General features: G+C 62.8%; 22 protein-coding genes. 19 read left to right on the top strand and 3 right to left on the bottom strand.

All coding sequences use genetic code 11. From position 1 onward, the window contains the following. Positions 1-75 precede the first annotated feature (75 nt). The 4 genes from AC1D2G_RS09020 (at position 76) to AC1D2G_RS09035 (ending at position 6,410) form a co-directional block, all read left to right on the top strand. Positions 76-1,728 (top strand): ABC transporter substrate-binding protein, encoded by a 1,653-nt coding sequence (locus AC1D2G_RS09020; RefSeq protein ID WP_477301921.1) that lies wholly within the window; start codon positions 76-78, stop codon positions 1,726-1,728. Positions 1,729-1,952: 224 nt separating this feature from the next. Beyond that, positions 1,953-2,987, top strand: a complete 1,035-nt coding sequence (locus AC1D2G_RS09025; RefSeq protein ID WP_477226940.1) for an ABC transporter permease — start codon at positions 1,953-1,955, stop codon at positions 2,985-2,987. Between the two features lie 12 nt (positions 2,988-2,999). Beyond that, positions 3,000-4,157: an ABC transporter permease gene (locus AC1D2G_RS09030; protein WP_457151197.1), complete on the top strand. Its 1,158-nt coding sequence runs from the start codon at positions 3,000-3,002 to the stop codon at positions 4,155-4,157. Positions 4,158-4,217: 60 nt separating this feature from the next. Further along, positions 4,218-6,410, top strand: a complete 2,193-nt coding sequence (locus AC1D2G_RS09035; protein ID WP_477413398.1) for a dipeptide ABC transporter ATP-binding protein — start codon at positions 4,218-4,220, stop codon at positions 6,408-6,410. Positions 6,411-6,442: 32 nt separating this feature from the next. Here AC1D2G_RS09035 and AC1D2G_RS09040 read toward each other — a convergent pair whose 3' ends face one another. After that, complete coding sequence (locus AC1D2G_RS09040) at positions 6,443-7,033, bottom strand: transglycosylase SLT domain-containing protein (protein WP_477413400.1); 591 nt, start codon at positions 7,031-7,033, stop codon at positions 6,443-6,445. A gap of 217 nt (positions 7,034-7,250) precedes the next feature. Here AC1D2G_RS09040 and AC1D2G_RS09045 point away from each other — a divergent pair, with 217 nt between their 5' ends. Beyond that, positions 7,251-8,789 carry a trimethylamine methyltransferase family protein gene (locus tag AC1D2G_RS09045; protein WP_477301925.1) on the top strand — a complete coding sequence of 513 codons (1,539 nt, stop codon included), beginning with the start codon at positions 7,251-7,253 and terminating at the stop codon, positions 8,787-8,789. A gap of 57 nt (positions 8,790-8,846) precedes the next feature. Beyond that, the gene (locus tag AC1D2G_RS09050) at positions 8,847-11,273 is read left to right on the top strand and encodes a GcvT family protein (RefSeq protein WP_477413402.1); all 2,427 of its coding nucleotides are present in this window, start codon (positions 8,847-8,849) and stop codon (positions 11,271-11,273) included. Positions 11,274-11,294: 21 nt separating this feature from the next. Here the strand turns inward: AC1D2G_RS09050 and AC1D2G_RS09055 are convergent, their stop codons facing one another. Next, positions 11,295-11,687, bottom strand: coding sequence for a DoxX family protein (locus AC1D2G_RS09055; RefSeq protein ID WP_477413615.1), 393 nt, complete (start codon positions 11,685-11,687; stop codon positions 11,295-11,297). Between the two features lie 205 nt (positions 11,688-11,892). Here AC1D2G_RS09055 and AC1D2G_RS09060 point away from each other — a divergent pair, with 205 nt between their 5' ends. After that, a complete protein-coding gene (locus AC1D2G_RS09060) occupies positions 11,893-12,381 on the top strand; it encodes a hypothetical protein (RefSeq protein ID WP_167392384.1) in 489 nt (162 codons plus the stop codon). Positions 12,382-12,462: 81 nt separating this feature from the next. On the opposite strand, the gene AC1D2G_RS09065 is transcribed toward AC1D2G_RS09060, so the two are convergent. Next, a complete protein-coding gene (locus AC1D2G_RS09065) occupies positions 12,463-13,239 on the bottom strand; it encodes a VOC family protein (protein WP_477413403.1) in 777 nt (258 codons plus the stop codon). Between the two features lie 173 nt (positions 13,240-13,412). Here AC1D2G_RS09065 and AC1D2G_RS09070 point away from each other — a divergent pair, with 173 nt between their 5' ends. The 12 genes from AC1D2G_RS09070 (at position 13,413) to otsB (ending at position 26,447) form a co-directional block, all read left to right on the top strand. Then, a complete protein-coding gene (locus AC1D2G_RS09070; RefSeq protein ID WP_477413405.1) occupies positions 13,413-14,138 on the top strand; it encodes a gamma-glutamylcyclotransferase in 726 nt (241 codons plus the stop codon). A 119-nt stretch (positions 14,139-14,257) separates the two neighbouring features. Next, a complete protein-coding gene (locus AC1D2G_RS09075) occupies positions 14,258-15,613 on the top strand; it encodes an NAD(P)-dependent oxidoreductase (RefSeq protein WP_477413407.1) in 1,356 nt (451 codons plus the stop codon). A gap of 4 nt (positions 15,614-15,617) precedes the next feature. After that, positions 15,618-16,460 (top strand): class I SAM-dependent methyltransferase, encoded by an 843-nt coding sequence (locus tag AC1D2G_RS09080; RefSeq protein WP_477395028.1) that lies wholly within the window; start codon positions 15,618-15,620, stop codon positions 16,458-16,460. Positions 16,461-16,472: 12 nt separating this feature from the next. Continuing rightward, positions 16,473-17,786 (top strand): NAD-dependent dihydropyrimidine dehydrogenase subunit PreA, encoded by a 1,314-nt coding sequence (preA, locus tag AC1D2G_RS09085; RefSeq protein ID WP_457151189.1) that lies wholly within the window; start codon positions 16,473-16,475, stop codon positions 17,784-17,786. Between the two features lie 115 nt (positions 17,787-17,901). After that, entirely contained in the window at positions 17,902-18,420 is a 519-nt protein-coding gene (locus tag AC1D2G_RS09090) for an RrF2 family transcriptional regulator (RefSeq protein ID WP_477413409.1), read from the top strand. A gap of 11 nt (positions 18,421-18,431) precedes the next feature. Further along, the gene (locus AC1D2G_RS09095) at positions 18,432-18,890 is read left to right on the top strand and encodes a carboxymuconolactone decarboxylase family protein (protein WP_477413411.1); all 459 of its coding nucleotides are present in this window, start codon (positions 18,432-18,434) and stop codon (positions 18,888-18,890) included. Positions 18,891-18,957: 67 nt separating this feature from the next. Further along, on the top strand, positions 18,958-19,335 hold the full coding sequence (locus AC1D2G_RS09100) for a DoxX family protein (protein ID WP_477413413.1): 378 nt from the start codon (positions 18,958-18,960) through the stop codon (positions 19,333-19,335). Between the two features lie 134 nt (positions 19,336-19,469). Further along, positions 19,470-20,372 carry a GNAT family N-acetyltransferase gene (locus AC1D2G_RS09105; RefSeq protein ID WP_477413415.1) on the top strand — a complete coding sequence of 301 codons (903 nt, stop codon included), beginning with the start codon at positions 19,470-19,472 and terminating at the stop codon, positions 20,370-20,372. A gap of 135 nt (positions 20,373-20,507) precedes the next feature. After that, positions 20,508-21,569 carry a glycosyltransferase family 4 protein gene (locus AC1D2G_RS09110; protein ID WP_477413417.1) on the top strand — a complete coding sequence of 354 codons (1,062 nt, stop codon included), beginning with the start codon at positions 20,508-20,510 and terminating at the stop codon, positions 21,567-21,569. 50 nt (positions 21,570-21,619) lie between these two features. Next, positions 21,620-23,782: an amylo-alpha-1,6-glucosidase gene (locus tag AC1D2G_RS09115; protein ID WP_477413419.1), complete on the top strand. Its 2,163-nt coding sequence runs from the start codon at positions 21,620-21,622 to the stop codon at positions 23,780-23,782. 146 nt (positions 23,783-23,928) lie between these two features. Continuing rightward, entirely contained in the window at positions 23,929-25,710 is a 1,782-nt protein-coding gene (locus AC1D2G_RS09120; protein WP_477413421.1) for an alpha,alpha-trehalose-phosphate synthase (UDP-forming), read from the top strand. Further along, entirely contained in the window at positions 25,707-26,447 is a 741-nt protein-coding gene (gene otsB, locus AC1D2G_RS09125) for a trehalose-phosphatase (protein ID WP_477413423.1), read from the top strand. The genes AC1D2G_RS09120 and otsB overlap by 4 nt, the downstream gene beginning before the upstream one ends. Positions 26,448-26,449 lie beyond the last annotated feature (2 nt).

The following is a 26,449-nucleotide window of genomic DNA, read 5'->3' on the forward strand; positions in this document are numbered from 1 at the left end:
ATCCATACCGGCTTTGACATCATGGCCTGGATGCGGAATGTTAAAAGGCGGAAAGCCAACAATGGGAGTTAAGTCATGACAATTTATAAGAGTAACGGCGATCGCGTTCCCGATCACATCCTGGCCATGGCCGAAGACGCCAAGGCAGGCACGGTGGATCGTCGCGAATTCCTGGCCATGGCCAGCGTGTTCGGCGCGTCGACGGCAATGGCTTACGGCTTGCTCGGCCTCGCCGACCCGACGCCGGCGAAGGCCGAAGAGGTAAAAGGCAAGAAGGGCGGCACGCTGAAGATCGCCCAGTGGATCAAGGATCCGAAGGACCCGCGCAAAGCCGACTGGTCGGAAATCGCCAATGCCGAGCGCCAGGCGCTCGAGCCGCTGGTCAAGTACACATCCGAATACACGTTCCGCCCCTATCTGCTGGAAAGCTGGGACGTGAACGACGACGCCACGCAGTACACGCTGCATGTGCGCAAGGGCGTCACCTGGTCGAATGGCGACCCCTTCACCGCCGATGACGTCATCTTCAACCTCAAGCGCTGGGCCGACAAGAAAGCCGAAGGCAATTCCATGCCCGGCCGTCTCGGCTCGCTGGTCAAGGACGACAAGCTCGACGAAAGCGCCGTCACTAAGCCTGACGACCACACGGTCGTGCTGAAGCTCTCCAAGCCCGATATCGCACTCATCCCCAACATGTGCGACTATCCCGGCCTGATCGTTCACAAGAGCTTCGATGAGAAGGGCGGCGATTTCAAATCCTGCCCGATCGGCACCGGCCCGTTCGAACTCGTCTCCTACGATGTCGGCCAGAAGGTGGTCTACAAGCGCCGTGCCGACGACAAGTGGTGGGACGGCGAAGTGTTCCTCGATGGCCTGGAATTCATCGACTACGGCACCGATCCGGCAGCCATGGTCAGCGCTTTCGAAGCCGGCGAAGTCCACACCAACTTCGAGACCTCGGCCGACTATGTGTCGATCCTCGACGGCATGGACCTCGTCAAGTCGGAAATCGTCACGGCGTCGACCATCGTTTGCCGCACCAACGTCAACAACAAGCCCTATGGCGATCAGAAGGTGCGCAACGCGTTGCAGCTTGCGGTCGACAACAATGTCGTTCTTCAGCTCGGCTACGGCAATGCCGGCACCGTTGCCGAAAACCACCATGTCTGCCAGATTCACCCGGAATATTTCGAGCTTGCGAAGGTCGCCCGCGATCCGGCCAAGGCAAAGGCGTTGATGGCGGAGGCAGGCCAGGCCGACTTCGAGCACGATCTGATCACCGTCGACGAGGACTGGCACAAGAACACCGGCGATGCGATCGCCGCCCAGATGCGCGACGCCGGCCTCAAGGTGAAGCGCACCGTGCTGCCTGGCTCGACGTTCTGGAACGATTGGACCAAGTATCCGCTGTCGATGACCAACTGGAACATGCGGCCGCTTGGCGTCCAGGTGCTTGCGATCGGCTATCGCACAGGCGAGGCCTGGAACGAGACGGCCTGGTCGAACCCCGACTGGGACGCCAAGCTCAATGCAGCGCTCGCCGTTGCCGACGCCGCCAAGCGCAAGGAAATGATGAAGGACATCGAGCAGATCCTGCAGGATTCCGGCATCTTGATCCAGCCGTACTGGCGCAAGCTCTACAGCCACTCTGTCAAGGCGGTGCAGAACTACAAGATGCATCCGACCTTCGAGCGCGACTACGGCAAGGTCTGGCTCGACCAGGCTTGATCGCACGGACAAGGGGAAGGGGCATCAGCCCCTTCCCTCGCTGTTGGCATCATCCGTCCCTGTAGGTCCGCTTCTCAAAAAAGTTGCGGACTCCCGGGCAAGGTCATGCAACAAAAACAGGGTTGATCGCATCCGAAGGCCTGTTTGACAGCCAGCCCCGCCGCTCACGGCAGGGTTGGCTTTCATAGCCGGCTCAAACCCCAACCCATCGGCAGGGGACCGCCATGCTTTCTTTCGTTATCAGGCGCCTTGGCACCATGGCATTGACGATGCTGTGCCTGACCATGATCGTCTTCTTCCTGATCAACCTTGAACCCAATCTGAAGAAGCTGGCGATCAGCCAGACCGAAATGCATACCTCGGCCGAGCAGCTCGAAAGCTGGCTGGTCAACCATGGCTACCGGCAGAACTTCTTCGTCCGCTATGGGCAGTGGCTGGGCGTCGTGCCCAAGCAGCCGGTGACCGACCCGGCGACCGGCAAGCCGGCGCAGCGTTTCTCCTTCTGCAACGATCCGGTCGTGCCGACCTTCGCTGGCGTTCTCGAGGGCGATTTCGGCTGCTCTACCAAATTCAAGGCTAGCGTCGCCTCGAAACTGTTTCCCGCCCTTGGCGCGACCGGCACCCTGATGCTCTGCGTGCTGGCGGTAATGGTGCCGATCTCGCTGCTGATCGGCATTCTGGCCGGCATGCGCGAAGGGTCGCGAACCGACCGCGTGCTGTCGGTGGCCTCGATCGCCTCGACCGCGACACCCGAATATGTGTCGGGCGTCATCTTCACCGTCATCTTCGCCTCATGGCTTGGCTGGTTGAACGGCTCGGCGGCATCGGCCAGCCAGGGCATCACCTTCTACAATTTCACTTTGCCGGTCATGACGCTGGCGATCTACGGCATCGGCTACATCGCCCGCATGACGCGCGCTTCGATGGTCGAGGTGATGACGCAGCAATATATCCGGACCGCCCGATTGAAGGGTCTCTCCTTCGGCAGCGTGGTGGTGAAGCACGCGCTGCGCAATGCGCTGATCGCGCCATTCACCGTCATCATGCTGCAGTTTCCCTGGCTGCTCACTGGCGTCGTCATCGTCGAGGTGATGTTCCGCTACCAGGGCTTCGGCTACACGCTGGTCGAGGCTGCCGGCAACAACGACATCGACCTGCTGCTCGGCTGCTCGCTGGTTTCGGTGTTCATCGTCTTGATCACGCAGCTGATTTCCGATGTCGGCTACGCGTTTCTCAATCCGCGTATCAGAGTTCAGTAGGGGGCGAAGCGGATGCCGATCCAATACATCAGTGCCTTCACCGTCGTTCTCGAAGTGCTGTCGCGCTTCTGGCCGGTCTGGATCGCGCTCCTCATCGTCATGGGAGCGAGCTTCGCCTACAAGAAGAAGCTGGCGCTCTACGGCCAGCTGTTCGACAGCGGCGTCGGCATAGTCGGGGTCGGCATCTGCCTGTTCTGGCTGTTCACGGCGATCTTCGCCGCGACCATCTCGCCCTTCGATCCGCTGGCCCAGGTCCCGATCATGAAGGACGTGCTGCCGGGCGCCATCGAACCGCAATCGGGGCTGACCTATCTATTCGGCGGTGACAAGCTGGCACGCGACGTGTTTTCGCGCATGGTCTATGGCAGCCAGATCGTGCTGATCATAGCGCCTGCCGCGACGGGCTTCGCGCTGATGGTCGGCATCACGCTCGGCTTGCCGGCCGGCTACTACGGCGGCAAGATCGACACAGTGCTGTCGTTCCTGGCCAATCTGGTGCTGGCCTTCCCGGTGATCCTGCTGTTCTACCTGCTCGTGACGCCGGGCATCATGGACACGCCGATCCCCTATGCGATGGCCGGCGTGTTCTTCCTGTTTCCGATCATCTTCTTCAGCGTGCTGTTCTGGACGCGCTACAAGAACCGGCCCGATCGGCTCTACATCCTGCTCGGCATCACCCTGATCGTCGGTGGCTGGATCTATGCCGGCCTGGTGTTCGACGCCGATCCGCTGAAGATCGTGCACATCGACCCCAACCAGCTCAACATCTTCGTGGCGGTGGTGTTCGCCTCCAGCCCCGGCGTGTTTCGTATCGTGCGCGGCCTGGTGATGGACATCAAGACGCGCGACTACGTAGCGGCGGCGCAGACGCGCGGTGAATCGCCCTGGTACATCATGCTGTGGGAGATCCTGCCCAATGCACGCGGGCCGCTGATCGTCGACGCCTGCCTGCGCATCGGCTACACCACGATCCTGCTAGGCACGCTCGGCTATTTCGGCCTTGGCCTGGCGCCGGAAAGCCCGGACTGGGGCACCGCGATCAAGGACGCCAGCCGGCTGCTGCGCTCCTTCATCCACCCGGCGCTGCCGCCGACGATCGCACTGATGTCGTTCGTGCTGGGCTTGAACCTGTTGGCCGACTCGCTGCGCGAACAATCGATGAAAGACTGATGGACGGATCTTCAACCCCAAGAACGAAGAGCCGGCCTGAAACAAGGATTGGAGCGACCCATGAATGAGGCAGTTCGAAATCCCGCCAAGCCGACCAATGGGCCGATCATCGAGATCGAGAACCTGTCGATCTCCTTCTTCACCCGCAAGGGCGAGATCCCGGCCGTCATGGATTTTTCCTGCACGGTCATGCCGGGCGAGGCGATGGGCATCGTCGGCGAATCCGGCTGCGGCAAGTCGACCGTGTCGCTCGGCATCATGCGCGACCTCTCCAACATCGGAAAGATCGTCGGCGGCAAGATCAAGTTCCAGGGCAAGGACATGGGCGAGCTCTCCGACGAGGAGCTGCGCGCCATCCGCGGGAACAAGATCGCCATGATCTACCAGGAACCGATGGCGAGCCTCAATCCGGCGATGAAGGTCGGCCAGCAATTGATGGAAGTGCCGCTGATCCACGACAAGGTGTCGAAGGAAGAGGCTTACAAACGGGCGCTCGAAATGGTGCGTTCGGTCAAGCTTCCCGACCCCGAGCGCATGATGCGCTCCTATCCGCACCAGCTCTCGGGCGGCCAGCAGCAGCGCATCGTCATCGCCATGGCGCTGCTTTCGAAGCCGGCACTGCTTCTGCTCGACGAGCCGACGACGGCGCTCGACGTGACGGTGGAGGCGGGGATCGTCGATCTGGTCAAGGGGCTGGGCGAGAAGTTCGGCACCTCGATGATCTTCGTGTCGCACAATCTTGGCCTGATCCTGGAGACCTGCGACCGCATCACGGTGATGTATTCGGGCGAAGCAGTAGAGACCGGCAAGATCAAAGACGTGTTCGACCGCATGCGCCATCCCTACACGCAAGGGCTGTTCCGCTCGATCCCGCTGCCGGGCGCCGACAAGAATTCACGGCCGCTGATCTCCATCCCAGGGCAATTGCCGCTGCCGCATGAGCGGCCCAAAGGCTGCAATTTCGGCCCGCGCTGCCACCATTTCGTCGAGGGCGTCTGCAATGCCGCCGAAATCCCGATGATCGAGGTCGCGGGCCACGAAGGCCATTTCTCGCGCTGCGTGCGTTTCAACGAGATCGACTGGGAGGCACTGCCGCCCGGCGCCAAGAAGGTCAATGAGCGCGTCGTGCCCGGCGCGCCGGTGCTCAAGATCGAGGATTTGAGAAAATACTACAAGGTTGGCGGCAGCGAGGTGTTCGGCTCGAGCGAAGGCCGCGTCGTCAAGGCCAACGAGACGATCTCGTTCATGGCGCGCGAATCCGAGACGGTCGCCATCGTCGGTGAATCCGGCTGTGGAAAGTCGACATTGGCCAAGGTGCTGCTCGGGCTGGAGACGGCAAGCTCCGGCAGTGTGACGCTGGGCAACACGGAAATCCAGTCGACCGGCATCGAGAAGCGCAGCGTCGACACCGTGTCGTCGATCCAGATGGTGTTCCAGAACCCGTTCGATACGCTCAATCCCAGCCACTCGGTCGGTTCGCAGATCATCCGCACGCTGGAGAAATTCAACGTCGGCAAGACGGTTGCCGACCGCCGCAAGCGCATGCTGGAACTGCTCGACCTAGTGAAGCTGCCGCGGGCATTCGAGACCCGCAAGCCGCGCCAGCTGTCCGGCGGCCAGAAGCAGCGCATCGGCGTGGCGCGCGCCTTTGCCGGCGACGCCAAGGTGGTGGTGGCCGACGAGCCGGTATCGGCGCTCGATGTGTCCGTGCAGGCGGCGGTGACCGAACTCTTGATGGACATCCAGCGCAAGAACAAGACGACGATGCTGTTCATCAGCCACGATCTGTCTGTCGTGCGCTACATCGCCGACCGTGTCGTCGTGATGTATCTCGGCTACATCGTCGAGCAGGGCACGACCGACCAGATCTTCGCGCCGCCCTATCACCCCTATACAGAGGCGCTGCTGTCGGCGATCCCGATCGCTGACACCAGCGTGGTGAAGCGGCACATCGTGCTGGAGGGCGACATTCCTTCGGCGATGAACCCGCCGTCGGGCTGTCCGTTCCAGACACGCTGCGGCTACAAGAAACTTGTGCCGGACAATCTGTGCGAGACCAAGGTGCCGCCGGTCAAGAACCTGGGCGACGGCCATATGAGCCTGTGCTGGCTGGCGGACGACGTGCTGGCCAAGATGGAGCCGGTGATCAAGTTCGATAAGGAACACGCCGCGCATGAGGGCGTGCCGGAAGACGCGCCTCATGTTTCGGAGACGCCCGCGCCTAAGGCTCCACGCGGCAAAAAGCCGAACTGACGGGGGCAGTCGGAGTTAGCGCAGCGGCGCGTTCAGTTGCCGCACTGGCCCAGCTGCTGCGCATAGTCCCGCGCCATCTTTTCGGTGGCCCTCGCATAGCCCTGGACGCCGGCATCGCCGCGGTTGCCGCGGCCATAGGCGGTCCAGCCGAGATAGTAGGCGAGATAGAGATTGTAGGTGTCGTTGCGGGCGACACCATAGCTGTCTGCGGTCTTAGAGTGATACCAGCCGACGAAATCGACGGCGTCGGCAAATTTGGTCCGCCGCGCTGCCCAGTTGCCCGTCTCTCTCTGATATTGCGACCAGGTGCCGTCCAGTGCCTGCGAGAAGCCGGTGGCCGACGAGACGTGTTTCCATGGAATGAAGCCGAGCAGCTTGGTGCGCGGCGGCCGAGCGTTGCTCTTGAAGCCGGATTCCTTGCGCACCGTCGCCATCAACACGGGGACCGGCACGCCGTATTTCTGCTGCGTGCGCTCGGCGGCCGACTGCCAGTTGTCGAACCAGCCATCGTTCTGGTCGAAGACGGCGCAAACATTGTTGATATGACTGGGCGCCGTGGCGCAGGCCGAAAGCGCCAGCAGCACGCAAACCGCACCAATTTTACTAAAACTCGAACTACGCATTGGAGGAGCAATAGGGCGAAAACATAAAAGGAATCTTGCGACGTTCGTTAATGCCTCACCGGCGTAGCCGCTCGACAAAATCCAGTACCAATAACACGACGCATTTTGTCGCTTTTCCTAAACTGATACTGCAGAAATGCCGCCGTGGCTAAAATCACGCCCGTAGGCGGCGCATTTCTGACAGCTTCCCCGGTTTGCCGGGGCTTTGATGTCATGCATGAACGAACCAAGACGCAAGCGCGGCGCCGAGCGCACCAGCAACAGGGGGCCATCGGCCATCCCGCAATTGCCGCTCCGGCGCGTGACCAATCCCTATCCGCCAATGGCAATGCTCTCGGCCGACCAGATCGAGCAGATCCATCAGGCGTCGATGCACATATTGGAGAATTTCGGCATCGAGGTGATGAGCCCGCGTGCGCTATCGCTGTTCGAGAAGGCCGGCGCCAGCGTCGATCATGCCTCGGCGAATGTCCGCATCGATCGCGGCCTCGTCGCCGAGGCGCTGAAGACCACGCAGTCCAGCTATGTGCTGACGCCGCGCAATCCGGCCAACGCAATTCATCTCGGCGGCAACACCATCAATTTCACGCTCGTCGCCGGGCCGCCCAATGTGCATGACATGGAACGCGGCCGCCGCGCCGGCAATCTGCGCGACTATTCCGACCTCACCCGGCTGGCGCAGCACTTCAACTGCATCCACATGCTCGGCAACCAGGTCTGCGCGCCGGTGGAACTGCCGGCGAATTCCCGTCATCTCGACACCTATTTCACCAATTTGACGCTGACCGACAAGAGTTTCCATGTCTCGGCGATCGGCAGGGGTAGGGCGCTGGACGGCATCGAGATGATGGCGATTGCGCGCGGGCTGACGCTGGACCAGATGCGCGACGATCCCGGGATCACCACCATCATCTCGGTCAACTCGCCGCGCCGCTTTGACGAGATGATGGCAGAGGGGCTGATGACCATGGCCGAGTTCGGCCAGTCGGTGGCGGTGACGCCGTTCACGCTGATGGGGGCGATGAGCCCGGTGACGCTGGCCGGCGCGCTGGCGCAACAGAATGCCGAAGCGCTGTTCGGCGTGGTGCTGACGCAGTTGGTGCGCCCCGGTGCGCCGGTCATGTATGGCGCCTTCACTTCCAATGTCGACATGAAGTCGGGCGCGCCGGCCTTCGGCACGCCGGAGAATACCAAGGCCAACATCGCGTCGGGGCAGTTGGCGCGACGCTACAATCTGCCCTACCGCACCACCCCGGGTTCCGCCTCCAACGCCGCCGATGCGCAGGGCGCGTATGAGACGCTGATGGCGCTGTGGGGCGCGGTGCTCGGCCACGGCAATCTCGTCTACCACGCTGCCGGCTGGCAGGAGGGCGGACTGACAGCGTCGTTCGAGAAGCTCATCATCGATGTCGAGATGATCCAGCACATGATGGAGTTCCTGCGCCCGATCGAGGTCAACGAGGCGGAGCTTGCCGTCGAAGCCTTGGGCGCGGTGCCGACCGGCGGCCATTTCTTCGGCGAGCCGCATACGCTCGAGCGTTACGCCACCGCCTTCTACCAGCCGATGCTGTCCAATTGGCAGAATTACGAAGCCTGGCAGGAAGCCGGTGGCCTCGACGCCACGGCGCGGGCGACGCGGCTGTGGAAGAAGGCGCTCGAGGACTATGTCGAGCCGGTGATGGATATCGCCGTGCGCGAGGCGCTTGAGGCCTACATGGCCAAGCGGCGCGAAGCGATCGGGCAGGGCGAGCCGTGATGCCTCGCGTTTTGATTCATCTCACCCATTCAACACACTGATATCAGAGAAAAATCCATGAAATCGCATGCAAAGGTCGTGGTCATTGGCGGCGGCGTCGTCGGGTGCTCCGTACTGTTCCATCTGGCCCGCCATGGCTGGACCGACGTCGTGCTTCTGGAGCGTGACGAGCTGACCTCGGGCTCGACCTGGCACGCGGCCGGCGGCATGCACACGATCAATGGCGATCCCAACGTCGCCAAGCTGCAGAAATACACGATCAACCTCTACAAGGAGATCGAGGAGCTTTCCGGCCAGGCGACCGGCGTGCACCTGACCGGCGGTGTGCTTCTGGCGGCGACCGAGGCGCGGCTGGACTGGCTGCGCGGCGTCGTCGCCAAGGGGCGCTATCTCGGCATCGAGCTTGAGGAGATCTCGCCCAGCGAGGCGGCCGAACTGATGCCGCTGCTCGATCCCAAGCAGTTCGTCGGCGCTGTCAGAAACAAGGAGGACGGCCATCTCGATCCGTCGGGGGTGACGCACGCCTATGCCAAGGCGGCGCGCAAACTCGGCGCCGAGGTCGAGCGCTTCACCAAGGTCGAGGACATCGTGCGGCGCGCCGATGGGATGTGGCGCGTCATCACCAACAAGGGCGAGGTGGTGGCCGAGCATGTCGTCAATGCCGGCGGCCTGTGGGCGCGCGAGGTCGGCCGCATGGTCGGGCTCGAACTGCCGGTGCTGGCGATGGAGCACATGTACCTGATCACCGAGGACATGCCGGAGGTCGCCGCCTGGAACGCCAAGACCGGCACGGAGATCATCCACGCGGTCGATTTCGATGGCGAGCTCTATCTGCGCCAGGAACGCGGCGGCATGCTGATGGGTACCTATGAGAAGGCCAACAAGCCGTGGTCCGAGTTCCAGACGCCGTGGAATTTCGGCCATGAATTGCTGGCGCCGGACATCGACCGCATCGCGCCGTCGCTCGAGGTCGGCTTCCGGCATTTCCCGGCGTTCCAGAACACTGGCATCAAGCAGATCATCAACGGCCCCTTCACCTTCGCGCCGGACGGCAACCCGCTGGTCGGGCCGGTGCGCGGCCTGCCGGGTTTCTGGGTTGCCTGTGGAGTCATGGCCGGCTTCAGCCAAGGCGGCGGCGTCGGCCTGGCGCTGTCCAACTGGATGATCGAGGGCGATCCCGGCGCGGATATCTGGGCGATGGACGTCGCGCGCTACGGCGACTGGGCAACGATGGCCTACACCAACGCCAAGGTGCGCGAGAACTATTCCAGGCGCTTTTCGATCCGCTTCCCCAATGAGGAACTGCCCGCCGGGCGGCCGCTGAAGACGACACCGGTCTATGACCTGCTGTCGGCCAAGGGCGCGCAATGGGGCGTCGCCTATGGGCTGGAGGTGCCGCTGTGGTATGCGCCGGAGGGCGTCAAGGACGAGTTCTCGTGGCGCCGCTCGAGCGATTTCACCCAGGTCGCCAGGGAGGTCGCGACCGTTCGCGACGGTGTCGGCCTGTCAGAGATTTCGAGCTTCGCCAAATACAAGGTGACGGGTGAGGGGGCGGCCGCCTGGCTCGACCGGATGCTCGCCTGCAAGCTGCCCAGGCCCGGCCGCATGACGCTGGCGCCGATGCTGAAGGAAGACGGCAAGCTGATCGGCGACTTTACGCTGGCCAATCTGGATAGCGAAGGCTGGTTCCTCGCCGGCTCAGGCATCGCCGAGCAATACCATATGCGCTGGTTCGAACGGCATCTGCCTGCTGATGGTTCAGTCCGCATCGAGGCGCTGGGACCGAAACTCAACGGCCTGGCGATCGCCGGGCCGAGAGCGCGGGAAGTGCTGGCCAAGGTCAGCCGCGCGGATGCCTCCAACGCCGCGTTTCCCTTTATGGCGGTTGCAAGAATGGACATCGGCATGGCGCCGTGCCTGGTCGGCCGCGTCAGCTACACCGGCGATCTCGGCTACGAGATGTGGGTGGCGCCGGAGTATCAGCGCGCCGTATTCCAGGCCCTGATGGCAGCCGGCGAGGAATTCGGCATCGGCCTGTTCGGCTCGCGGGCGCTGAACGCGCTGCGGCTGGAGAAGAACTACGGCTCATGGGCGCGCGAGTACCGGCCGATCTATGGGCCGCTGGAAGCCGGTCTCGACCGCTTCGTTGCCTACAGCAAGGATGCGGACTTCATCGGCAAGGCCGCGGCGCTCGCCGAGCGCAAGCAGGGCGGCAAGCTGCGCCTGCGCGCCTTCATCGTCGATGCCGACGATGCTGATGTCATCGGCGACGAGCCGATCTGGTTCGATGGCGTGGTGCGTGGCTGGGTGACTTCGGGTGGCTACGCGCATCACTCGAAACAGTCCGTTGCCGTCGGCTATGTGCCGAAGGAGATCGCCGACGAGAGCGAAGGCTTCGAGATCGAGCTCTTGGGCAAGCGGCATGTCGCGCGCATGCAGGCGGCGCCGCTGTTCGACGCCAATTTCGAGAGGATGCGCGCTTGAGCACGCATCCCTCCCAAGTGGTCAGGCGCTCCGGCGGTTGTCCAGTGCGAAGGCCCCGGCGCCGGCAAACACCAGATAGAGGAAGATGAAGCAGAACGAGATCGCCAAATCTCCGCCGTTGTTGACGGGGAAAAAGTCGCGCGGCATGTGCGCCGTGAAATAGGCGATCGCCATTTCGCCGGCCAGCAGGAACGCGACCGGGCGGGTGAACAGCCCCAGCGCCAGCAGGATGCCGCCGGCGAATTCGAGAATTCCAGCGGCGAGTGTCAGCCCGGTAAGGGTATGGGGTTGGTCGCTTATGGGAAAATTGAACAATTTCTGGCTGCCGTGCTCAACGAACTGCAGCGCCGTCATGATACGCAGCACCCCCAAGGCCTGCGGCTGATACTTTGCGAGGCTTTCGAAAAGCTTCATAAATGGCTCCATTTGTCGCTTCCCGACCGGCCATAGATTGTCGCTGGGTAACGGACCATTCACTTCCCATGGCATGCCATCAACAATCGGTGATTGGAAATGTTCCTCGGTTTGACCTTTCATATTGTTCTCGTAGGGGTTGCATTTGTATCGCTATGGTTGTACCCATAATATGGACATTCCGAACAGGTGGGTTCCCTTGGTTATGAAAAAAGTCGCCATCAGTCTATTCGCAATCCTTGCAGGGACCAGCTTCGCCATGGCCGAGGATGCCGGCTGCGAGGCCTTCAAATGGCCGGTGACGCGGGAACAGGCGTTGTTTGCCGCAGCGCCTGCAACGCCGTCTGGAGCGACGCTGGTGGTGGGTGCTGCTGCGGATCTGGCACTGGTGCCGGCGGAGAAAGCCGGTTTTGCGCTGCCGCCCGAACATGCCCCCGCATCAGGCACGTTCGGTGCCGTCGCCAGCGTCGAGGTGCCGGCCGAGGGCGCCATTCAGATAAGTCTGTCAGGCGAGGCCTGGATCGATGTCATTCAGGACGGCCACGCCATGAAGTCAGTGGGCTATAGCGGTGTGAAAACCTGCCCCGGCATCCGCAAGAGCGTGCGTTTCAAGCTTGCGGCCGGCCCGGCCACCGTCCAGTTCAGCGGCGCGAAAAAGGCAGACCTGAAGGTCGCGGTGCTGACGCCCGAGTAATTCTCAAAGAGCGCCAGAGTCAGCGAGACAGCGCCCCTCTGTCCAGATGGACAGAGGGGCGGAGAAACCGGGCCTGGCCTCTTACCGCACCGGCGCCATCAATGCGAAATGGGCGCCTTGCGGGTCCTGGCATTGCACGATCCAGCTGCCGCCGGGGACCTCCATCGGGCCCATCAGGATCTTGCCACCATTGTCGGTGACCCGCTTGGCGGCCGCATCTATGGCCGCAACATTGAAGTAGAACTGCCAGACCGGCACCGGGATCTGCTGCGGCTTGTTCATGATGCCGCCACCGGATTCGGGGCCGGCTGTGAAGGTCTGGTAGGTGCCCATCGGGCCCATGTCGAAATCGCCGGCATTGGCCCAGCCGAACTGGTCGGAATAGAAATCGAACGCGGCCTTCCAGTCCGATGTGTAAAGCTCGTGCCAGCCGATATGGCCTGGGGTGTTGGCTGGCACGATGGGCTGGTCCGGGCCGTTCGGCTGCAGAAACATGAAGGTCGCGCCTTGCCGGTCGGCGACGACGGCAAAGCGGCCGACGCCCGGAATGTCGTCGGGCTTGCGGTGAACCGCACCGCCGGCTTTCTCCAGCGATGCCGTTGCGGCATCGACGTCTTTTGTATGGATGTAGCCGAGCCAAGCCGGCGGCATGCCCATCTTGGCGGCGTCCTCGGGCATCGTCATCAGCCCGCCGACGCCACGCTCGCCGACATTCATGACGATGTAGCGCGGCATGCCGGGGGCCTTGTCGAAAGGCTGCGCAGTCCAGCCGACCACCTTGGTATAGAACGCCTCGGCGGCGTCGAGATCTGTGGTCAACAATTCGTACCAGAAAAAGGGCATCGGGGTTTTTGGCATGGTCGGTCTCCTCACCGGTTATGCATCGATCGTCGGTCGATCCATCCTAGGACGATCTTCACGACAGAAATCCGACAATCGCGCAAACAAGAATGTCGGTCTATGACAAGCGTTCCCGGGTTGCGCGCCCACCGGTTTTCGATTTCTCTGCGGTAGAGAGGGGATGTCGTTTCATGCGCCGGATGTCGCTCACGCCTGAGCTTGTCGCACTGTGCCATCGGGAGGAGGCTGATCCTGGCCCTGACCCGAGCTGGACGGAATTGAAAGACGAGGATTTCCGGCCCCTTGCCTTGCGGCTGTCCGGTGAAGCCGACGAGGGGCCGCTTTGGGTGTTCGCCTATGGATCGCTGATTTGGAAGCCGGAGTTCGAGTCGGTCGAGCAGCAACTCGCCACGGCCTTTGGCTGGCACCGCTCCTTCTGCCTTGACATGGTGCGTTGGCGCGGCAGCGCCGAGCAGCCGGGGCTGATGATGGCGCTCGAGCGGGGTGGACGGTGCAACGGCGTCATCTATCGCTTGCCGGAAGGCGAAAAACCGGCCCAGATCGAAAGGCTGCTGCGGCGCGAGATCAGCGACCACGAAAGTATCGACACGGTCAGGTGGCTGCCGGTGCATACGGCACAAGGATCGCTGCGCGCGCTTGGCTTCTGGGTCGGGGCGAAGGGCAGGGGAACGTCGCTGAAGCAGCCGCTGGACAAGGTGGCGAGCGTGCTGGCCAGAGCCTGCGGGCACATCGGATCCGGCGCCGAATATCTCTACAACACGGTCAGTCATCTCGAAGCGTTCGGCATCCACGACCGCAATCTGTGGCGGTTGCAGGAACTGGTCGCGGACGAGGTCCGGGCTATCCATGGCCATGCTGTCGCGCCCAGCCATTCGCTCGCACTGCAAACGCCATAACATGAGTAAAAATATCATGTTTTATCTAGCCTTTTCAGGGCCCTGCGCCGAAAATTGACCAATTGATAAAAAAATAAAACGTGCTAGCCTTCGCCAAAATAAAACATGGGGAACTGACGATGCCAGAAGGCCAGTTCAAGGAAGGCATTGCCGGCGGCCGGCTCCAAGCCGACCAGTATGCGGACAATTTTTCCGACCTGCACCCGCCGCTCGATCACCACGAGGCGCTGGTCGAATCCGACCGCTGCTATTTCTGCTACGACGCGCCGTGCATGAATGCATGCCCGACCTCGATCGACATTCCGCTGTTCATCCGCCAGATATCGACCGGCAATCCGATCGGTTCGGCCAAGACGATCTTCGACCAGAACATTCTGGGCGGCATGTGCGCCCGCGTCTGCCCGACCGAGACGCTGTGCGAAGAGGTTTGCGTGCGCGAGGTGGCGGAAGGCAAGCCGGTCCAGATCGGCCGCCTGCAGCGCTATGCCACCGATGTCGCGATGAGCGAGAACAAGCAGTTTTACCAACGCGCCACTGCCACCGGCAAGACGGTCGCCGTGGTCGGGGCAGGGCCGGCCGGCCTCGCCGCCGCACATCGGCTCGCCCGCCACGGCCATGACGTGACCATCCTGGAAGCGCGGCCGAAGGCCGGCGGGCTCAACGAATACGGCATCGCCGCCTACAAGAGCGTCGACAATTTCGCCCAGGCCGAGGTCGACTACGTCACCGCCATCGGCGGCATCGACATCCAGAACGGCAAGGCACTTGGTCGCGACTACCAGCTGTCCGACCTGATGCGCAATTACGATGCCGTGTTCCTCGGCATGGGCCTTGGCGGCGTCAATGCGCTGCGCGCCGATGGCGAGGATGCCGACGGCGTAACCAACGCGGTCGAGTTCATTGCCGAGCTGCGCCAGGCCAGTGATCTCGCCAGCCTGCCGGTTGGCCGGCGTGTCGTCGTCATCGGCGGCGGCATGACGGCGATCGACGCGGCGGTGCAGTCGAAGCTGCTTGGCGCCGAGGAAGTGACGATCTGCTACCGGCGCGGCCACGAGCAGATGAACGCTTCCGGGTTCGAACAGGATCTTGCCGCCGCCAACGGCGTCACCATCCGCCACTGGCTGCAGCCGAAGCGGGTAATTGCCGAAGGCGGCAAGGTGTCGGCCATCGAACTCGAATACACCGCCATGGACGGCGACAGGCTTGCCGGCACCGGCGAGAGGCTGACACTGGTCGCCGACCAGGTGTTCAAGGCGATCGGCCAGAGTTTCGTGCCGACCGCGCTTAACGGCAGCGGTGCCGAGATCGAGCTCGAAGCCGGACGCATCAAGGTCGATGCGGAAGGCCGCACCTCGCTCGCGAAGGTCTGGGCCGGCGGCGACTGCATCTTCGGCGGCGACGACCTCACCGTTTCGGCCGTGGCGCAAGGCCGCGACGCGGCGGAGAGCATCCACAGGAGCCTCGCTCAGGGATAGGATCATGGCCACGGTGGAACCGGGCATCGCCCGTCACTATGACATATCGGGCCTGGAGGAGCGGATCATTGCCGCGCTCGCCGATAGCGGCGTGGACGTTGCCAATCTGCGTGCAAGCGATCTTGAAGCGGTCGACGAATTTCACATTGGCGGAGTGGCCGCGACCATGGCACTCGTCGGGCAGATGGGGCTGAAGCCGGGGACAATGCTTCTCGACATCGGGTCTGGCGTCGGCGGGCCGGCCCGCTTTGTCGCCAACAATGTTGGCGCCGATGTTACCGGCATCGACCTCACGCAAAGCTATGTCGATATCGCGGCCAGCCTGTCCGAGCGAACCGGTTTGGCGGGCAAGACGCGGTTCGTGCAAGGCAGTGCGCTGGACATGCCATTCGCGGATGCCAGCTTCGATGCGGCGGTCCTCCTGCATGTCGGCATGAACCTGCCCGACAAGCCGGGACTGATGAGCGAAGCTGCCCGCGTGCTACGGCCGGGCGGCGTTTTCGCCGTCTACGATGTGATGCGGCTGAAGGACGGCGCGCTGACCTATCCGCTGCCATGGGCGTCTGATGAAACCATGTCCTTCGTTGCCACCCCGGACGACTATCGCTCAGCGGCCGTCGCCGCCGGGTTCTCCGTGATCGCCGAGCGGCCGCGCGGCGCCTTTGCCATCGAGTTCTTTGCCACGATGCGTGCGCGCCTGGCAGCCGCGCAAGCGAAAGGCAGCAAGCCGCCGCCCGGCGTTGGCCTCGTCATGGGCGACGACGCCCGCACCAAGATCGCCAATATCACCGCCGCACTTGAAGGCGGCATTCTTGCACCCGTCGAACTGCTCCTTCGTCTCGGTTGAAAGGGACCTGTCATGGCAGACATCCGCAATAATTTCGTCGGCATCAAATCGCCCAATCCGTTCTGGCTGGCCTCGGCGCCGCCGACCGACAAAGCCTACAACGTCATCCGTGCCTTCAAGGCCGGCTGGGGCGGCGTTGTCTGGAAGACGCTTGGCGAGGAAGGCCCGCCGGTGGTCAACGTCAACGGCCCGCGTTACGGCGCGATCTGGGGCGCCGACCGGCGACTGCTCGGCCTCAACAACATCGAGCTGATCACCGACCGCGACCTGCAGGTCAATCTGCGCGAGATCAAGCAGGTCAAGAAGGACTGGCCCGACCGTGCCATCGTCGTCTCGCTGATGGTGCCTTGCGTCGAGGAGAGTTGGAAGGCGATCCTGCCGGTGGTCGAGGAGACGGAAGCTGATGGCATCGAGCTCAATTTCGGCTGTCCGCACGGCATGTCGGAACGCGGCATGGGTGCCGCCGTCGGCCAGGTGCCGGAATACATCGAAATGGTGGTGCGCTGGTGCAAGGCCAACACCCGCATGCCGGTCATCACCAAGCTGACGCCCAACATCACCGATGTGCGCAAGCCCGCGCGCGCCGCGCTTGCCGGCGGCACCGACGCGGTGTCGCTGATCAACACCATCAATTCGATCACCGGCGTCGACCTTGACAGTTTCGCGCCGCAGCCGACCATCGACGGCAAGGGTTCGCATGGCGGCTATTGCGGGCCGGCGGTGAAGCCCATCGCCATGAACATGGTGGCCGAGATCGCGCGCGATCCCGAAACCCACGGCTTGCCAATCTCCGGCATCGGCGGCATCACCACCTGGCGCGACGCGGCCGAATTCATGGCGCTCGGCGCCGGCAATGTGCAGGTCTGCACGGCCGCGATGACCTATGGCTTCAAGATCGTGCAGGAGATGATCGCCGGTCTCGAAAACTGGATGGACGAGAAGGGGCATGCCTCGCTCGATGACATTGTCGGCCGCGCCACGCCCAACGTCACCGACTGGCAGTACCTCAACCTCAATTATGTCGCCAAGGCCCGTATCGACCAGGACGCCTGCATCCAATGCGGCCGCTGCCACATCGCCTGCGAGGACACTTCGCATCAGGCGATCACCAGCATGGTCGACGGCAAGCGGCATTTCGAGGTGATCGAGGCCGAATGCGTCGGCTGCAATCTGTGCGTCAATGTCTGCCCGGTCGAGAACTGCATCACCATGGAGCCGCTCGCGGCAGGCGCAATGGATCAGCGCACCGGCAAGCCGGTGTCGCCGATCTATGCCAACTGGACGACGCACCCGAACAACCCGATGGCCAAGGTGGCGGCGGAGTAGGGGCGGCAGCCATTCGTCGAAAAAAGCGGCGCCTTCGGGCGCCGTTTTTTATTTCTTCTATTGCAGATAGAAGTTATCCACGATAAGACTTGTCCATGAATTGGAGATCGACACAATGAAGCTGGGAGAAGGCGTTGAAGCAGCCATCCACTGCGCCGCCATGCTGGCCGGCATCGAGGGCGAGGCGACCATGCCGGGCGCCGCGCTGGCGGAGGCCTTTGGCCTGTCGCCGAGCTACCTCCTGAAGCATCTCAACATGTTGAGCGCTGCGCGCATCCTGGAATCGGTGCCGGGACCGGCCGGCGGCTACCGGCTGGCGCGGCCGGCCGAGCGCATAACGCTGCTCGATATCGTGCTGGCCGTCGAAGGGCGCGAACCGGCCTTCCGTTGCGGCGAGATCCGCCGCAACGGTCCGACCAGGCTAGACCCCTCGGCTTATGTCAAACCCTGCGGCATCAATATCGCGATGCTGAAGGCCGAGAAGGCCTACCGCGCCGCACTCTCCGAGGCAAAGCTGTCCGACATCGTGGCGGAATACGTGACAGATGCAGATCCGCGTTCGGTCGCTGCCGGCTGCGCCTTCGTGGCGCGCCATCAGCGGCCGCAGAAATCCAGTTCAACCAAGCAAGCGTAAAGGACATCAAGATGAAACAGAGGCTGCAATTTTTCGCCAAGGCGCCGGAGATCATGAAGGCGGTGTCGGCGCTCAACAAGGCAGTCGACGAATGCGGGCTCGAGGTGACACTGCTGCACCTGATCAAATTGCGGGCATCGCAGATCAATGGCTGCTCGTTCTGCGTCGAGATGCACAGCCGCGAGGCCAGGCGCGACGGCGAGACCGAGCAACGGCTTTATCTGGTTTCGGCCTGGAAGGAATCGCCGCTGTTTTCCGAGCGTGAGCGTGCCGCCTTCGCCTGGACCGAGGCCGTTACCCTAATCGCTGACAATGGCGTCTCGGACGAACTCTATGCAAAGACGCTCGAGCATTTCTCGGAAGAGGAACTGGTCAAGCTGTCCGTCGCGCTCGGCATGATCAACACCTGGAACCGGCTCTGCATCCCGTTCCACGCCCTTCATCCAGTTGCGGCGGCCAAAGCTGCCTGATTGACAGGTTTGTCTTGGAGCGCCGTCGAGGAGGCGGCGCTCCAACTGTTTTGAAAGGGAGAGTTTGATGCCGATCGATTTGCCTTCGACCTTGTTGTTTCTCGGCCGCTTGTTGCTCGGCGGCGCCTTCGTCTTCGCCGGCCTGCGAAACATCCAGAACGCGGCCTTCCTGACCCATCTGATGGCCGCGCGCGGCGTGCCGCATGCGCGGTTGGCGCTATGGGCCGGCGTTGTCCTGCAGATCATTGCCGGCGTGTTGGTAATGGCGGGCTTCTGGATCGCAATTGCCTGTGCGGTGCTGGTCGTGTTCCTCATTGTTGCAACGCCGATGTTCCACAATTTCTGGGATCATAAGGGCCCAGACCGGGCGTCGCGCATCAACGGCTTCGTCGGCAATGTCGCACTGAGCGGTGGTTTTCTGACGCTGATCGCACAGTCTGTCTAGGCAAAGAACAAGCGATCGGGTTTTCCCGCAGGAGATCGACAGACCACGGGGATTGCAGGTAACGGCGGTGCTGTTTGACTTCGGCACCGGACGCTCTAACGTGCGCCGGCGGCTTCTTGTCAAGGAGTGGCCCCGTGTCAGTCGTGTATCGACCTGCCGGCGCGCAAGATCTGAAACGAGCTGACGAGCTTGTCGTTGCCAGCATCAACGATTTGACCGAGCGCCATGGCTTTGGCCCTATGGCCGTGCCGCGCCCGACCAATTTTCAATTGTTTTCCTTGAACGACGACGCCGCTGGCTTGTGGGTGGCGGAAGACGCCGGTGAAATCCTCGGCTTCGCCTGGAGTTGGGTCTGCGGGGATTTGTGGTTTCTCGCGCAGCTGTTCGTTTCTTCCAGCCATCAGGGCAGCGGGATCGGCAACGAACTGTTGAAACGAACGCTGGAGCATGCGCGGCAATCGGGAGCGACCAACAAGGCTTTGATCACCTTCAGCTTCAACACCGTATCGCAAGGTCTCTACATCAGGCACGGAATGTTCCCGCGATTCCCGATCTACAATCTCAGCGTCGCGCAGGATGTCCTGAAAGGTCGATTGAAGGCCGGGCAGCTCCGCAGTGTGCCTCTGAGGGAAACAGCTTCGCACCTGCATAGCCTTGCCAATATTGACGATCGGGCCCTGGGCGTATCACGCGAAAAGCACCATCGGTATTTGATCAACGACGATGCGACGAGGGGTGTCGTTCTCTATGCCGGGGACGACTGCGTAGGCTACGTCTATATAGGCACCAACGGCCACATCGGGCCACTTGCGGTCGTGCGGCCGGATCAGCTCGACGCTGCCTTCAGAACCGCACTGAATCTCGCCGCGGAGATTGGCTCTTCGCAGGTGTCGGCGTTTCTGCCTGGCACGACGCAAACAGCTCTGAGCACCGCCGTCGAGCATGGAATGCGCATCACGCTTCCCATGGTTCTGATGTCGACGCGGGATCTTGGCGATTGGTCTCAGTATCTGCCCCGCAATCCTGGTTTCATGTGATCGCAGCCACTGCCTGCGTGGCATGGCATTCGACCCGCAGCCGCTCGTCGCCTCCGACGGCATCGATGTTAAATCGGAACCAATCGAGCCGTTGATGCATTTCGCACCTGTATGCCGAGCATCCCGGGACGAAATATGAAAATTGCCCATGTCGCGCCGCTTTTTGAATCGGTGCCGCCCAGACGTTATGGTGGCACCGAACGCATCGTCTCGTACCTGACCGAAGCGCTGGTTGACCTTGGCCATGAGGTGACCCTGTTTGCCAGTGGCGACAGCCAGACCTCCGCGAAGCTGGTCGCCGGCAGGGAATGCGCGCTTCGCCTCGATCCGCGCCCGCTCAAATCCGAGATTGCGGCGCATCTTTCGATGCTTGCCGAAGTGCGGAAACGAGCGCGAGAGTTTGACGTCATCCACTTCCACCTCAGCCACTTCCTGCACTTCTCCTTCTTCGAGGACATGGCGGAGCGGACAGTGACGACGCCGCATGGCAGGCTGGACTATGTCGACCTGGCGCCGGCCTATGAGCGGTTCCCGCGCTTCCCGATGATTTCCATTTCGCGCAGCCAGAAGACGGGCCTTGCCAGGGCCAACTGGCTGGCAACCATCCACCACGGACTGCCGGCCGGTGCTTACGAACCGACGTTCGAGACGAAGGCGCAAGAACCCTATCTTGCCTTCCTCGGTCGGTTTTCACGCGACAAGCGCCCGGATCGCGCCATCGAGATCGCCTTGCGCTCCGGGCTCAAGCTGAAGCTTGCGGCAAAGATCGGCGACGACGACCGAGCCTATTTCCACGAAGTGGTCGAGCCTTTGATCGACGGCGATCGCATCGACTATGTCGGCGAGATCGAGGAGGACCAGAAGGCGGAATTTCTCGGCAACGCGGCCGGCCTGCTGTTCCCGATCGACTGGCCGGAGCCGTTCGGCCTTGCCGCCATCGAGGCAATGGCCTGCGGCACGCCGGTGATAGCCTGGAATTGCGGCGCGCTGCCCGAGATCATCGATCAAGGCGTCACCGGCTTTATCGCGGATTCGTTGGATGGCGCGGTCGCCGCGGTGCCGGACTTGCTGCAGCTCGACAGGCGAAAGGTGAGGGGCGTCTTCGAAAAGCGGTTTTCCGCCAGAAGAATGGCCGGCGACTACCTGGCCGCCTATGCGCGCCTGCTCGGTGTCCCGAGCGAGGCGAAGGCGTCGTGAGCAGCGACGCGCTCGATCTATGGGAATGAAACGACAGGGATTTGTGACGAATGGCCCAACTCGATGAGCGCCAGCTCGATCCCGCCGTCGCGCTTGCCTCGCTCGACGCGACAGCGCCTCGTGAGCCGCACCGGCTGTTTGCGCTCAAACAGGGCGACTGCTTTGCGGTTGCCGATGCCTATGGCGATATACGCGGCGCCGGCGACGGTTTTTTCCGCGACGACACACGGGTGCTGTCCGAGTTCCGGCTGACCGTCGGCGGCAGGCAGACATCGCTGCTTGGCGCCTCGCTCAGCCAGGACAATGTCTTGTTCACCACCAACCTGACCAATCTGCCGATGCTCAGCGCCAGCGGTCGCGACATTCCGCAGGGCGCCATTCATGTCGAACGCGTCAGGCTGCTCTGGCAAGACAGGCTGTTCGAACGCATCACCCTTTCCAATTACAGCCGGGAAACCTCGACGATCGGCGTTTCCCTGCACTTTGCTGCTGATTTCCGTGACATGTTCGAAGTGCGCGGCTCGACACGGCTGCGGCGCGGCATGACGCATGTGGCCGAGATGGATGCGACGTCCGTCCTGCTGCGCTACGACGGCTTGGACGGACTGGCGCGCGCATCGGCGATTTCGTTCTCGCAGGCACCGGATCAACTGACAGCCGACCGCGCCGATTTCTTGCTTGCGGTGACCAAGCGCAGCAGCAGTGTGCTCTATGTCGAGGTCGGTTCCGAGGTGGCGGATGCGCCCGATCGTGACCGTTTCCGCGCCGCAGCCGCCCGGGCCCGCTTTGGCATGCGTGCCAAGCGCCGCCATGGCGCGACGGTGCACAGTTCCGGTCGCGTCTTCAACGACTGGGTCGAGCGCGCCCGCGCCGATGTCGCGCTGTTGACCACCGAGCTTGCGACCGGACCCTATCCCTATGCAGGTATCCCCTGGTTCTCGACGGCGTTCGGCCGTGACGGCGTCATCTCGGCGCTGCAGATGCTGTGGCTCAATCCCGGCCTGGCGCGTGGCGTGCTGGCCTTCCTGGCCCAGCATCAGGCGACGGAGACGTCGCCGTTCAGCGATTCGCAGCCGGGCAAGATCATGCACGAGACCCGCAAGGGCGAGATGGCGGCGCTGCGGGAGCTTCCATTCGGCCGCTACTATGGCGGCGTCGATACGACGCCGCTCTACATCCATCTCGCCTGTGCCTATGCAGATCGTACCGGCGACATGGCGTTCATCGACAGCCTCTGGCCGTCGCTGTGCGCGGCGGCCGAATGGACGGAGGAGGCGGGCCGCGAGACCGGATTCGTGACCTACCAGCGGGCTGCCGAGTCCGGCCTCGCCAACCAGGGCTGGAAGGACAGCTTCGATTCCGTCTTTCATGCCGATGGCCGCATCCCCAAGGGTCCGATCGCGCTGGTCGAGGTGCAAGGCTATGTCTTTGCCGCCTTTCGGGGGCTGGCGGCGCTTGCCCGTCGCCGTGGCGAGGACGAGAGAGCCGACCACTGGGACAGTCTCGCCGAGGCCATGCGAGCCGCGGTGGAACGCGATTTCTGGCTCGACGACCTCGGCTTCTATGCCCTTGCGATCGACGGTGCCGGCGAGCCCTGCAAGGTGCGGACCTCGAATGCGGGCCATCTCCTCCTTGTCGGGCTTCCCGAACCGGCGCGGGCGCAGATGGTCGCCGATCAGCTGCTTTCCGCCTCCTTCCATTCCGGCTGGGGGCTGAGGACGCTTGCCGACGATGCCGTGTTCTTCAACCCGATGTCGTACCACAATGGCTCGATCTGGCCGCATGACACCGCCATGTGCGGCGCCGGGCTGGCGCGCTATGGCGAGCGCGACAGCGTGGTGCGCCTGATGAGCGGTACGTTCGAATCCGCCGTCCATTTCAACATGCGGTTGCCGGAACTGTTCTGCGGCTTTACCCGCGCGCCGGGCGAAGCACCGATCGCCTATCCCGTCGCTTGCCTGCCGCAAGCGTGGTCGGCGGGATCCGCCTTCATGCTGATGCAGGCCTGCCTCGGCCTGGAAATCGATGGCTGGGATGGCGAAATCCGCGTCACCCGTCCGAGGCTGCCGATCGGCATCGACACACTCACGCTGCGACATCTGGGCGTCGGCGAAAGGGTGGTCGATCTCACGTTCCAGCGTGTCGGCGACCGGGTCGTCGCCTTCCTCGCCGACCGGCATGAAGGCCTTGTACCACTCATCGTCAGAACATGATCCGATCCAGATTGGCTGGAACTGATCGCTGCCTTGTGCGTTGCACAATACAGGTCCGGGCGCCGACCAGGTTGCCGGCGGACAGTTTCTAGTCGGAAACACGAACAAAAAGGCCGCCGAACGGCCTGAGGTGAGTTGGCATTCCAATGACAGATTATGGTGCGGACCTGCTCTGGGTTCTGATCCTCGCGAGCCTTTGTCTTTCCGCTCTTGCCGTTTTCTTCTCCATATCGCGGCAACGCCGCAGCCACCCTCCAACGGTTGCACATCCAGCCGGCGAGGACGTGGCCGCGGAAGCGGCGCGCAAGGTGATACGGGAGTTCGAAAAGAACGGCCAATCAGCCGATGCCGCCCTGGTGACGTGGTCGCCCGAGACATTGCGCAAGATCCTGGCTGACGATCTGCCCGATGCGCAGGTCATCGTGGTGTCCAACCGCGAACCATACATCCACAACGTCAGAGGCAATGGCGTGGAACTGCTCGTGCCGGCCAGCGGGCTGGTTTCGGCGCTGGAGCCGATCACCCGCGCCTGCGCCGGGACATGGATTGCCTATGGCGGCGGCACCGCGGACCGTCTCATGGTCGACGAGGACGACCGGGTCCAGGTGCCACCCGGCAATCCGTCCTACACGCTGCGCCGGGTCTGGCTGACGGAGGAAGAGCATCAGGGCTACTATCTCGGCTTTGCCAATGAGGGTCTGTGGCCGCTTTGCCATATCGCCTTCACCCGGCCGATCTTTCGCGCTTCGGACTGGGAGGCCTATGAAGCCGTCAACCGGAAGTTCGCCGACACGGTGGTGGCCGAAGCACGCAACGAGCGGCCGATCGTGCTGGTCCAGGACTATCACTTCGCACTGCTGCCGCGGATGATCCGCGAGCGCCTGCCAGAGGCAATCATCATAACCTTCTGGCACATCCCGTGGCCGAACTCGGAAGTGTACAGCATCTGTCCATGGCGCGAGCGCATCCTCGAAGGGCTGCTCGGCAGCTCGATCATCGGTTTCCACACCCAGTTCCATGCCAACAATTTCACCGAGAGTGTCGATCGCTTCCTGGAAAGCCGCATCGAGCGGGCGGATGCGGCCATCTCCTATGGCGGGCAGACGACGCTGGTGCATGCCTATCCCATCTCGATAGAGTGGCCGGAGGACCTTCTGGCAAGATTGCCTGATGTCGATGACTGCCGCGCCCGCCTGCGCGCCAGGTTCGGATTGAAAGCGGATGTGAAGCTGGGCGTCGGCGTCGAACGTCTCGACTACACCAAGGGTATTCTGGATCGCCTCCAAGCGCTGGACGAATTGTTCAAGCGATACCCGGAATGGATCGGAAAGGTGGTCATCCTGCAGATCGCGGCACCGAGCCGCGGCACGCTCCCGGCCTACAGGCAGCTCTACGACGAATGCCACCGTTATGCCGAAGAGCTCAACGAGCGCTATGGCAGCGACGGCTACAGGCCGGTGATCATGGTGGCCGAACATCACACGCAGGCACAGGTCTATGAGATCTATCGTGCCGCCGACATCTGCATGGTCACCAGCCTGCATGACGGCATGAACCTGGTCGCAAAGGAATTCGTTGCAGCGCGCAACGACGAACAGGGCGTCTTGATGCTCAGCACATTCGCCGGTGCCTCGCGCGAATTGCTGGAGGCGCTGATCGTCAACCCCTACGATGCCGCCATGATGAGCGAGGCGCTGCTGCAGGCGCTGACGATGACGCCGGATGAGCAGCGCGAGCGCATGCGGCCGATGCGGCAGATGGTCCGCGACAACAACGTCTATCGCTGGGCCGGCAGCATGCTTCTGGATGCGGCACGCTTGCGCAAGCGCGGTGACGTCGATCGGGCAACCGGCACTGGCGACCGACAGCCTCCAAGCGCCGACAATGTCGTTTCTATGTTCGAGCGCAAACGGCTGGCAATGTCATGAGCGAGACTCTGCGAAAGCCACAGACTGTGCTGGCCGGCGAATGGGCGCTGTTCCTCGACATTGACGGCACCCTGCTGGAACATGCCGAACACCCGGACGCCGTCTCGGTCAGCGCCGAGCTTCGCTCTTTGCTGCAAGGCCTGGATCACAAGTTGAACGGGGCATTGGCTGTTATCACGGGCCGCTCGGTTGCGGCAGTGGATGAGCTTTTTCAGCCTTTGAAGCTGCGCGCGGCCGGGCTTTATGGCCTGGAACACAGGCTCCTGCCGGATGACCAAGTCGAAGTCGCTGGAGAGCCGGCGGATATCGCGGCCCTTGCCGACGAGATTGAGTCCGAGCTCGGTCGTGGGCAAGCCTATGTCGAACGCAAGGGCCGGGTGCTGGCCATCCACACGCGCGCTGCCCCGCATTTGCTTCCGCGCGCGACGCAGCTTGTCGAGCAGGCGCTGGCCAGCCTGCCCGAGGGCTACCGGGTGGTTGCCGGCAATGCCGGCGTGGAACTGTTGCCGCTCGAGGCAGCCAAGGGTGCCGCGATCCGGCGCTTCATGGGCATAGCGCCCTTCACAGGCCGCCGCCCGGTCTTCCTGGGCGACGACACGCCAGACGAAAACGGCTTCGAAGCCGTCAACGATGCCGGCGGCATATCGATACGGGTCAAACCACCCGCGTATACCGCCGCACGGTACGGCCTTGACGGCGTTGCCGAAACGCTCGCCTGGCTGAGGGGTCAACTTTAGAT

Source organism: Mesorhizobium sp. P2_C7 (assembly GCF_056404515.1).